Source organism: Streptomyces sp. NPDC059455 (assembly GCF_042750115.1).
Lineage (GTDB): Bacteria > Actinomycetota > Actinomycetes > Streptomycetales > Streptomycetaceae > Streptomyces > Streptomyces endocoffeicus.
The window spans coordinates 1-12,105 of record NZ_JBHYVB010000277.1; the positions used below are offsets into that span (position 1 = coordinate 1).

The window sequence follows — 12,105 nt, forward strand, 5'->3', positions numbered from 1 at the left end:
TTGTCCAACACATCGGTCTATGTGCTGGATGGTGGCTTGGGGTTGGTGCCACCGGGTGTGGTGGGCGAGCTGTACGTAGCGGGTACCGGATTGGCGCGGGGTTATGCGGGGCGTGCGGGGCTGACGGCGGAGCGGTTCGTGGCGTGTCCGTTCGTCGGGCCCGGTGGGCGGATGTACCGGACCGGGGACCTGGTGCGGTGGCAGGCGGAGGGACAACTGGAGTTCGTCGGCCGCGTAGATGATCAGGTCAAGGTCCGTGGTTTCCGGATCGAGTTGGGTGAGGTGGAGGCGGCGCTGGCGTCGCATCAGCAGGTGGCGCGGGCGGCCGTCGTGGTGCGCGAGGATCGTCCCGGGGACCGGCGGCTGACCGGCTATGTCGTACCGACGGCGGGGTCCCGTCCGGTGGCTGCGGAGTTGCGCGAGTTCCTGGCGGGTGTCCTGCCGGAGCATATGGTGCCCTCGGCCGTTGTCGTGCTGGAGCGGTTGCCGCTGACGGCGAACGGGAAGCTGGACCGCAAGGCGCTGCCCGCCCCGGACCACACCCCGGCCCCCGGCCGTACACCAGCCACCGCGTCGGAAGGGCTGTTGTGCGGGTTGTTCGCCCAGGTGCTGGGCGTGCCCGATGTCCCGGCCGACGCGGACTTCTTCGCGCTGGGTGGGGACAGCATCATGTCCATCCAGTTGGTGGGCCGGGCCCGCCGTGCGGGGCTGGTGTTCACCCCGCGTGAGGTGTTCCAGCACAAGACGCCCGCCGCCCTCGCCACCACCGCCCGGGTCCCCGAGGCCCCGGCCGTTTCCACGCAATCGACGGACACCGCGGACTCCACCACGCCCCCACGCCCCTTGATCTCGCTGAGCCAGTCCGACCAGGAAGCCATCGAAGCGAAGATCCCCCAGTACGGCGAGGTCCTGCCCCTGGCGGCCGGACAGGAGGGGTTGTTGTTCCACGCGGTCTATGACGATGGTGCGCCGGATGTGTACATGGTGCAGCTGGTCTTCGATCTCGAGGGTTCGGTGGATGTGATGCGGTTGCGGGGGGCCGTGGAGGGGTTGTTGCGGCGGTATCCGCATGTGGGTGCGGGGTTTGTGCATGAGGGTGTGTCGGTGCCGGTTCAGGTGGTGCCTGGTGGGGTGCGGGTGCCGTGGTGTGAGGAGGATCTGCGGGGTCTGGGGGAGGCGGAGGCGCAGGGCGTCTTTGAGCGGTGGCTGGCGGAGGACCGGGTCGACCGTTTCGATCTGGCGCGGCCGCCGTTGCTGCGGTTCGCGTTGTTCCGTCTCGGCGAGGACCGCTTCCGGTTGGTGATGACGAATCACCACATCCTGCTGGACGGCTGGTCCACTCCGCTGGTGGTGCGGGATCTGTTCGCCTTGTACGAGCAACCAGGTGAGGAGAGCGCACTGCCCAGGCCGACGCCGTACCGCGACTACCTCGCGTGGTACGGGTCGCGCGATCGGGATGCGGCGCTGGAGGCATGGCGCGATGCCTTGGCGGGCGTCGAAGACCCCACTCTGCTGACGCCCGCAGGCCCCGGACGCCAGGCCGTAGCCCCCAAGGACGTCTCACAGCTCCTCTCGCAATCCCTCACCGCTTCTCTGACCGAGCGGGCGCGTGAGGCCGGTCTGACCCTGAACACCGTGATACAGGGTGCCTGGGGCCTCCTCCTGGCCCGTATGACCGGACGTGATGATGTGGTCTTCGGAACGACGGTGGCCGTTCGGCCGCCCGAGATTCCCGGTGTCGAATCCATGGTCGGGCTGTTCGTCAACACGGTGCCGCTGCGGCTTCGCGTGCTCGCGGGCGAAAGCCTGGTGGCGATGCTCATCCGGCTGCAGGACGAACAATCACGGTTGCTCGACCATCAGTTCCTGAGCCTGACCGACATCCAGCAGAGCGCCTATGCCGGTTCGGGCCCGCTCTTCGACACCGCGACGGTCTTCGAGAACTACCCCGTGGACGATGCCGTCTTCGGCCGCGCCGACAGCACACTCAAGACCACCGCCATCGCGGCCCACGACGCCACGCACTATCCCCTCGCGTTGATGGCGATTCCCGGTGAGCGGCTTCAGACGCGATGGGGATACCGGCCCGATGTGTTCGACCAGCAGGCAGTGGAGGTGATCGCGGCTCGTTTCGTGCGGGTGCTGGAGACGATCGCCGCTGATCCGGCCCGTCTGGTCGGGTGGGTCGATGTACTGACCGGAGTGGAACGGGAACAACTGACACGCTGGGGTGGAGGCGCGCCCGCTGAGGAAGACACCAGCTACGGGCTGTTGCCGGGACTGTTCGAAGAGCGAGTGCGGCGGGATCGGGATGCGGTGGCGGTGGTGTGTGAGGGGCGTGAGGTGCCGTATGGCGAGGTGAATGAGCAGGCGAATCGTCTGGCGCGGATCCTGGTGGGGTTCGGGGTGGGCCCAGAATCCAGGGTGGGGCTGGTGGTGTCCCGGTCGGTGGAGATGGTGGTGGCGTTGCTGGCGGTGGTGAAGGCCGGTGGGGCGTACGTGCCCATCGATCCGCGCTATCCCAGGTCCCGGATCGGGTTCATGCTGGATGACTCCGCCCCGGAGGTGGTGCTCGCCACCAGGGACACGGCCGACCGGATACCCCCGGGCGAGACCGCCCGGCTGCTGGTGTTGGACGACGAGCACACCCACCAGCTCCTGGCCCAGGAGTCCGCCACCGACCTCACCGACCGCGACCGCACGAGCCCGCTCGATCCCCGGCACCCGGCCTACGCCATCTACACCTCAGGGTCGACGGGCACCCCCAAGGGTGTGGTGGTGACGCACCAGTCCTTGCTGAACAACCTCCTGTGGCGGGTGAAGGCGTTCGGCTGGAGCGCCGAGGACCGCTTCCTCATGCGCACACCCCTGAGCTTCGACGTCTCCGTATGGGAAGCGTTCTGCCCGCTGATGGCCGGCGGGGCCATCGTGCTGGCCCACCCGGACAAGCACGCGGATCCCGGGTACCTTCTCGCGGCCGTAAGGCGCCACCAGGTGACCGTCGTCCATACCGTCCCCTCCCTCCTTCAGCATCTCCTGGAGTGGCACGCGGTGCCGGACGATTGCCGCTCGCTGCGTGACGTCGTCTGTGGCGGGGAAGCCATGTCGGCGGCCGTCCGCGACACCTTCCACGCCACGCTTCCCTGGGTGCGGCTCTACAACTCGTACGGGCCGAGCGAAACCACCATCGACATCTCCGGCCAGCCGTGCGAGCCGGGAGAGGAACGGCCACCGGCCATCGGGACACCGATCCAGGACACACGGTTGTACATCCTGGATGGTGGGCTGGGGTGGGTGCCACCGGGCGTGGTGGGTGAGTTGTATGTGGCGGGTGCGGGGTTGGCGCGGGGGTATGCGGGGCGTGCGGGGCTGACGGCGGAACGGTTTGTGGCATGCCCGTTCGCCGAGCCCGGGGCGCGGATGTACCGGACCGGGGACCTGGTGCGATGGCGGGCGGACGGGCGGCTGGAGTTCGTCGGCCGGGTGGATGATCAGGTCAAGGTGCGGGGTTTCCGTATCGAGTTGGGTGAGGTGGAGGCGGCGCTGGCGTCGCATCCGCAGGTGGCTCGGGCAGCGGTCGTGGTGCGCGAGGACCGTCCCGGTGACCGACGGCTGATCGGCTACGCCGTACCCGCGCCCCGCACCACATCACGGGACGAAGCGTCACGGGACGACATGTCACGGAACGACACACCCCGGGACGACGCGTCACGGTACGAGGAGCCGGCGAAGCGCCACGCGGACGACCACATCGGCCACTGGAAGAGTTTCTACGAGTCGCTGTACGGAGACCGCCCTGCCACCGCTCTCCGTGAGGACTCCACCAGCGCCTCCACCGGGAACGCTGCTGAGGACTTCATCGGCTGGGACAGCAGCTACGACGGTCGTCCCATCCCCCTGGACGAGATGCGGGAGTGGCTGACGGCCACCGTGGACCGGATCTCCGCACTGGCTCCTCGACGCGTGCTCGAAATCGGCGTGGGCACAGGTCTGTTGCTGCGCCGGCTGGCGCCCGGGTGCGACTCGTATTGGGCCACGGACTTCTCCTCCGCGGTGATCGACGTGCTGCGGGACCAGATCGATCGCGATCCGGACCTGGCTGCCCGCGTGGAGCTGTCCTCCCAGCCCGCCGACGTCTTCACCGGATTTCCGTCCGGCCACTTCGACACCGTGATCATCAATTCGGTGATCCAGTACTTCCCCGGCGTCGACTACCTCGTCGCCGTCATCTCCGGAGCGATGCGACTGCTCGCACCAGGCGGCTCCCTGTTCCTCGGTGATGTCCGCAATCTCCGCCTGCTCCGCTGCTTCGCCACGGCGGCCGGTCTCAGCAGGTTCGGCGGTGAGCTCTCGGGCGCGGACCTCCGCAAGGCGATCGAGCAGACCATCTCCCTCGAGAGGGAACTGCTGATCGACCCGGCGTTCTTCTCGGCTCTCCAGGCCACCGTTCCGGACATCGCGGCGGTCGACATCCGGATCAAGCGCGGGAAGAGCCGCAACGAACTGACGCGGTACCGCTATGACGTGGTGCTCCACAAGGCACCGGTCACCGCCGTACGCGCGGACGAGGCAGCACCGACGGCGACTTGGGGAACCGATGTGCACCGGACCGATGAACTGGCGGCACTCCTCTCCCGGCGCCACGACAAGCTGTGGGTGAGGGACCTCCCCAACGCCCGGCTGATGGACGACCTGGCAGCGGTACGGCAGTTCCAGGACGGCACCGCCCCGGAAACCATCCGGCAGACCATCGACACCGACGCCACCGTCGGCGCGCACACGGGAACACCCGCCGCCCTGCCGGGGACACCCGCCGCCCTGCCGGGGACACCTGCCGCCACGCCGGGGACACCCGACGCCACACCGCAGACACCCGACGCCATGCCGGGAACACCCGACGTGGAAACCCTGCACGAGCTGGCCGCCCGTCACGGCTACCGCGCCCATCTGACCTGGTCCGAAGAGCCCGAGCGACTCGACGCCCTCTTCCTGCTCGGTGCCGAGGATCCGGACCGGCCGGTCGTCGATCTGCCCGTCGCTGCTGCCCAGGCGAGCGCGCGACCGCTCACCGCCTACGCCAACGAACCGGGCGCCGGCCCGGAGACCGACTCGCTGCTCCCCGCACTCCAGGCCCATCTGCGGAGCATGCTGCCGGAGCACATGGTGCCGTCGATCGTGATGGCGATCGACGAGCTGCCACTGACCCCGAACGGAAAGCTGGACCGCAAGGCGCTGCCCGCCCCGGAGTTCACCGCCGGAACCGGTCGGGCCCCGCGGACCCCGCGGGAGTGGGCCCTGTGCGGCCTCTTCGCCGAGGTACTGGGGCTTGCCGAGGTCGGTGTGGACGACGACTTCTTCGCACTCGGCGGCCACTCCCTCCTCGCGATGCGGCTCATCGGCCGCATCCGCGCCGAGACCGGCACCGAGCTGAGCGTCCGCACACTGTTCCAGGCACCCACGGTCGCCCAGCTGATCCCACGGCTCGGCGACGGAACGAGCACCGGAACGACCCGGCCGCCCCTGAGCCCGATGCCGCGACCGGAACGGATCCCGCTGTCGTATGCGCAGTGGCGTCTGTGGTTCATGCAGGAGATCCAGGGTCCCCGGTCCGCCACCTACACCATCGTGTCCGCGCAGCGGATCACCGGCCCCCTGGACCGCGAGGCGCTGGCTGACGCACTCCGCGATGTCGTGGTCCGGCACGAAGCCCTGCGGACTCTCTACCCGAAGGACGACCAGGGGCAGCCCTGGCAGCATGTGCTCGACGCCGACACCGCGCGCACCCGGCTGCCGATCAGCATGTCGCACGCCGACCCCAAGGACCTGGACGCGCTGCTCGCGGCCGAGGCCGGACGGGGATTCGAGGACCTGGCCACGGAACTGCCACTGCGCGCGGGCATCTACACAACGGCGGACCACGAGCACGTACTGCTGCTGGTGCTGCACCACATCGCCGCCGACGGCTGGTCCATGGGCCCCCTCTTCAGCGACCTCGCCCGCGCCTACACGGACCGCGCCCGAGGGCGCGCACCACAGTGGGAGCCGCTCCCGGTGCAGTACGCCGACTACGCCATCTGGCAGCGGCGTGTCCTCGGTGAGGAGAACACGCCCGACAGCCTGATGTCACGGCAACTCGCCTACTGGGACCGAGCCTTGGCGGACCTGCCCGCAGAGCTCGACCTGCCCACCGACCGTACGCGCCCGGCGGTGGCGAGCCATCGCGGCGGCACCGTGGACCTGGACATCCCGGCCGCGCTCCACCAGCGGCTGGCCGATGTGGCACACGCCCACGACGTCAGCGTCTTCATGGTCGTCCAAGCCGGACTGGCCGTGCTGCTGACCCGGCTCGGCGCGGGCCACGACATCTCCATCGGCACCCCGTACGCGGGGCGGGGCGAGGAAGCCGTCAACGACCTGGTGGGCTTCTTCGTCAACACCTTGGTGCTGCGCGTCTACACCTCCGGCAACCCCGACATCACCACCCTCCTACACCGCGTCCGCGACGTGGACCTGGCCGCCTACGACCACCAGGACGTACCCTTCGAGCGGCTGGTCGACCTGCTCAACCCGGACCGCTCCCTGGCCCGGCACCCCCTGTTCCAGGTGATGCTCGGATTCCAGAACACCCACCACTCCGGCCCCGCACTGCCGGGGCTGATCAGCGAACCGCTCTGGGTCGAGATGGACACCGCCAAGTTCGACCTGTCCTTCATGCTCGCCGAGACACATGCCGATGGCGGCGGCCCCGCGGGTATCCACGGAACGCTGGAGTACGCGACCGACCTGTTCGACCGGGAGTCGGTGGAGGTGCTGGCGGCTCGTTTTGTGCGGGTGTTGGCGGCGATGGCCGCTGATCCGGCGTGTGTGGTGGGGCGGATCGATGTGCTCAGCGGGGAGGAACGGGAGCGGCTGGAGGCGTGGGGCGGAGGTGCGCCGGGTGCTGCGGATGAGGGCGTTGATGTGCTGCCGGGGATGTTCGAGGGGTGGGTGCGGCGGGATCGGGATGCGGTGGCGGTGGTCTGCGAGGGGCGTGAGGTTTCGTATGGCGAGGTGAATGAGCGGGCGAATCGTCTGGCGCGGGTGTTGGTGGGGCTGGGGGTGGGTCCGGAGTCCAGGGTGGGGCTGGTGGTGTCCCGGTCGGTGGAGATGGTGGTGGCGTTGCTGGCGGTGGTGAAGGCCGGTGGGGCGTACGTACCGATCGATCCGCGCTATCCCAGGTCCCGGATCGGGTTCATGCTGGATGACTCCGCCCCGGAAGTGGTGCTCGCCACCAGGGACACGGCCGACCGGATACCCCCGGGCGAGACCGCCCGGCTGCTGGTGTTGGACGACGAGCACACCCACCAGCTCCTGGCCCAGGAGTCCGCCACCGACCTCACCGACCGCGACCGCACGAGCCCGCTCGATCCCCGGCACCCGGCCTACGCCATCTACACCTCAGGATCCACCGGCGCGCCCAAGGGTGTCCTGGTGACGCACACCAACGTGGTGAGGCTGCTCGAAGCGATCGCGCGGAGCTACGCCTACGGCCCGGACGACGTGTGGACCATGTTCCACTCGTATGCGTTCGACTTCTCGGTGTGGGAGATCTGGGGAGCCCTGCTGAGCGGTGGCCGCCTTATCGTGGTCGACAGGGAGGTGACCCGTTCCCCTTCGGACTTCCTGGAGTTGCTGGTACGGGAAAACGTCTCGGTCCTGAGCCAGACCCCCTCGGCGCTTTACCAACTGATCGCGGCCGAAGCGGAACGCGGCGGGCCACACGTGGGTACGGCGCTTCGCTATGTCGTGCTCGGCGGCGAGGCACTCGACCCCACGCGCCTTGCCGACTGGTACGCCCGCCACCACGACGATGCCCCTGTCGTGGTGAACATGTACGGCATAACCGAGACCACCGTGCACGTTACCCACCAGCCGATCGACCGCGAGCTCTCCGAGCCCGGCGCGAGGAGCCTGATCGGCCGACCCCTCCCGCATTTGCACACCCATGTGCTGGATGAGGGGCTGGAGCTCGTGCCCCCGGGTGTGGTGGGTGAGTTGTATGTGGCGGGTGCGGGGTTGGCGCGGGGTTATGCGGGGCGTGCGGGGTTGACGGCGGAGCGGTTTGTGGCGTGTCCGTTCGCTGGGCCCGGTGGGCGGATGTATCGCACCGGGGACCTGGTGCGGTGGCGGGTGGATGGGCGGCTGGAGTTCGTGGGCCGGGTGGATGATCAGGTCAAGGTGCGGGGTTTCCGTATTGAGTTGGGTGAGGTGGAGGCGGCGCTGGCGTCGCATTCGCAGGTGGCGCGGGCTGTGGTGGTGGTGCGCGAGGATCGTCCCGGGGACCGGCGGCTGACCGGCTATGTCGTACCGACGGCGGGGTCCCGTCCGGTGGCTGCGGAGTTGCGCGAGTTCCTGGCGGGTGTCCTGCCGGAGCATATGGTGCCCTCGGCCGTTGTCGTGCTGGAGCGGTTGCCGCTGACGGCGAACGGGAAGCTGGACCGCAAGGCGCTGCCCGCCCCGGACCACACCCCGGCCCCCGGCCGTACGCCAGCCACCGCGTCGGAAGGGCTGTTGTGCGGGTTGTTCGCCCAGGTGCTGGGCGTGCCCGATGTCCCGGCCGACGCGGACTTCTTCGCGCTGGGTGGGGACAGCATCATGTCCATCCAGTTGGTGGGCCGGGCTCGCCGTGCGGGGCTGGTGATCACGCCGCGTGAGGTGTTCCAGCACAAGACCCCCGCCGCTCTCGCCGCCACCGCCACCCGGACCGTCGAGGCCCCGGCCGTGGAGGACAACGGAGTGGGCACACTGCCCATGACCCCGATCATGCACTGGCTGCGGGAGCGCGAAGGGGCGACCGCCGGTTATCACCAGTCGGTGCTGCTGGAAGTGCCACCGAAGCTGACGCTCGACCGGCTGATCCCCTCGGTACAGGCCGTGATCGACCACCATGACGCACTGCGACTGCGACTGCGGATCGCCGACGGGGACGGTGACGATCGCCCCGGTGGCGGTGGCGGTGGCGGTGGCGGTGGCGGTGGAGCCGACGCCTGGCAGCTGGAAATCACACAGCCCGGCTCCATCGCGGCAGCGGATCTGGTACGCCGGACCGCGGTGATCGGCGGTGGCGACGAGGACCTGCAGGCGGCGGTGGCGGCCGAGAGCGCGGCGGGTCAGGCCCGACTGGACCCGCACTCCGGCACCGTGCTGCAGGTGATCTGGCTGGACGCGGGGGACCGGCGCCCCGGCCGGCTGCTCCTGCTGGCCCACCACCTGGTGATGGACGGAGTGTCCTGGCGGGTGCTGCTGCCCGACCTCATCGCCGCGTACGAGGCTCTCGAGGCCGCCCGCCCGCCCGCACTCCAGCCCGTCGGCACTTCCTTCCGCCGATGGTCGCGGCTGCTCGCCGACCAGGCCGTCGACCCCGCCCGGGAAGATGAGCTGGACATGTGGACCCGTATGACCAGGGACCCCGGGCTCACCGTGGCCACAGGCGCGCTCGACCCCGCCCGTGACGATGTGCGCAGCCTGCGTTCGCTCACCGTCGTCCTCGACCCGGCACGCACCGAGCCCCTCCTCACGACCGTACCCGCCGCGTACCACGCGGGGGTCGATGACGTGCTCCTCACGGCCCTGGTCCTGGCCGCGGCCCACTGCTACGGCACAGCCGAGGCCACCGCCCTGCTGGTCAACGTCGAGGGACACGGTCGCGAGGACATCGCCGAGGCCCTCGATCTGACCCGCACCATTGGCTGGTTCACCAGCATGTATCCGGTACGCCTCGACGCGGGTCCCGTCGACTGGACCGACGTGGCGACCGGCGCCGCCAGCCTGAGCGGTGCACTCAAACGCGTGAAGGAACAGCTGCGTGTCCCGGACCACGGCATCGGCTACGGTCTGCTGCGCTACCTCAACCCTCGCACCGGGCCCCAGCTCGCGGCGCTGAACACACCGCGCATCGGCTTCAACTACCTCGGCCGGTACACCGGCAGTGGATCCGCCAACTGGCCCTACGCCAAGGAGAGTACGGCCCTCGGCGGCGGCTCCGACCCCGATCTGGCCCTCACCCACTGCCTCGACATCAACGCACTCACCGAGGACACCCCCGACGGCCCGCGCCTCACGGCGACCTGGGCCTGGGCCGGCCACCTGATGACGGAAGCGGAAGTGAGCCGGTTCGCCGAGGCATGGTGCACGGCCGTGGACGGACTGATCGCCCATCTGAGGCATCCCACGTCCGGTGGCCGCACACCCTCCGACGTGCCGCTGATCCCGCTCGACCAAACCGAGATCGAACGCGTCGAGGCACTGGTCCCGGAGGCCGACGACATCCTGCCGCTGACCCCGTTGCAGGAGGGGTTGTTGTTCCACGCGGTCTATGACGATGGTGCGCCGGATGTGTACATGGTGCAGCTGGTCTTCGATCTCGAGGGTTCGGTGGATGTGATGCGGTTGCGGGGGGCCGTGGAGGGGTTGTTGCGGCGGTATCCGCATGTGGGTGCGGGGTTTGTGCATGAGGGTGTGTCGGTGCCGGTTCAGGTGGTGTCCGGTGGGGTGCGGGTGCCGTGGTGTGAGGAGGATCTGCGGGGTCTGGGGGAGGCGGAGGCGCAGGGCGTCTTTGAGCGGTGGCTGGCGGAGGACCGTGCCGACCGTTTCGATCTGGCTCGGCCGCCGTTGCTGCGGTTCGCGTTGTTCCGTCTCGGCGAGGACCGCTTCCGTCTCGTGATGACGAATCACCACATCCTGCTGGACGGCTGGTCCACTCCGCTGGTGGTGCGGGATCTGTTCGCCTTGTACGAGCGCCCGGGCGGGGAGAGTGCACTGCCCAGGCCGACGCCGTACCGCGACTATCTCGCGTGGTATGGGTCGCGGGATCGGGGTGCGGCGGTTGCGGCGTGGTGTGGGGTGTTGGCTGGGGTGGAGGAGGCGACGGTGTTGGGGCCGGTGGTTGCTGGTGGTGGTGGGGTGGTGCCGGGTGAGGTGTGGTGTGAGGTTGCGGAGGGTTTGACGGGGCGGTTGGTGGAGCGTGGGCGGGAGTTGGGGCTGACGCTGAACACGTTGATTCAGGGGGCGTGGGGTGTGGTGTTGGGGCGGCTGTTGGGGCGTGAGGATGTGGTGTTCGGGGCGACGGTGGCGGTGCGGCCGGTGGAGTTGGTGGGTGCTGAGTCGTTGGTGGGGTTGTGTATCAATACGGTGCCGGTGCGGGTCAGGGCGGGTGCTGGGGTGTCGGTGGCGGGGTTGTTGTCGGGGTTGCAGGAGACGCAGGGGCGGTTGTCGGAGTATCAGTTCGCGGGGTTGCCTGAGATTCAGGCGGCGGTGGGTGCGGGGGCCCGGTTCGACACGGTGGTGATATTCGAGAACTATCCGGTGGCGCCCGACGCGGCTTCGGGGGCTCTGGGAGACAGTGGCGTGACCGTGCGGGCCAGCGGGGGCCGGGATGCGACGCATTACACGTTGGCGTTGACGGTGATTCCTGGTGAGCGGCTTCAGGTGCGGTGGGGGTACCGGCCTGATGTGTTCGACCGGGATGGGGTGGAGGTGATCGCGGCTCGCTTTGTGCGGGTGCTGGAGGCGATCGCTGCTGATCCGGGGTGCTTGGTGGGGCGGATCGATGTGCTCACGGGCGAGGAACAGGAGTTGGTGGAGACGTGGAGCGGGGACGCGTCTGGTGACGGCGGTGCCGTTGATGTGCTGCCGGGGTTGTTTGAGGGGTGGGTGCGGCGGGATCGGGGTGCGGTGGCGGTGGTGTGTGAGGGGCGTGGGGTGTCGTATGGGGAGGTGAATGAGCGGGCGAATCGTCTGGCTCGGGTGTTGGTGGGGTTGGGGGTGGGGCCGGAGTCCAGGGTGGGGTTGGTGGTGTCCCGGTCGGTGGAGATGGTGGTGGCGTTGTTGGCGGTGGTGAAGGCTGGTGGGGCGTATGTGCCGATCGATCCGCGTTATCCCGCGAACCGGATCGCCTTCATGCTCGAGGATGCTCAGCCGGAGGTGGTCCTGGCGACGACGGAGACGGCGGAGCGGGTACCCCGGTGGGAGTGCGATCGGTTGCTGGTGCTGGACGACGGGCACACGCAACAGCTCTTGGCCCAGGCTTCCGCGACCGATCTGTCGGATGTCGATCGTGTCAGTTCG

General features: G+C 69.1%; 1 protein-coding gene. It reads left to right on the forward strand.

Annotated elements, in window-relative coordinates:
* Positions 1-12,105, forward strand: a 12,105-nt coding sequence (locus ACFXB5_RS48835) for an amino acid adenylation domain-containing protein (RefSeq protein ID WP_385221287.1), incomplete at both ends; no start/stop codon positions are given.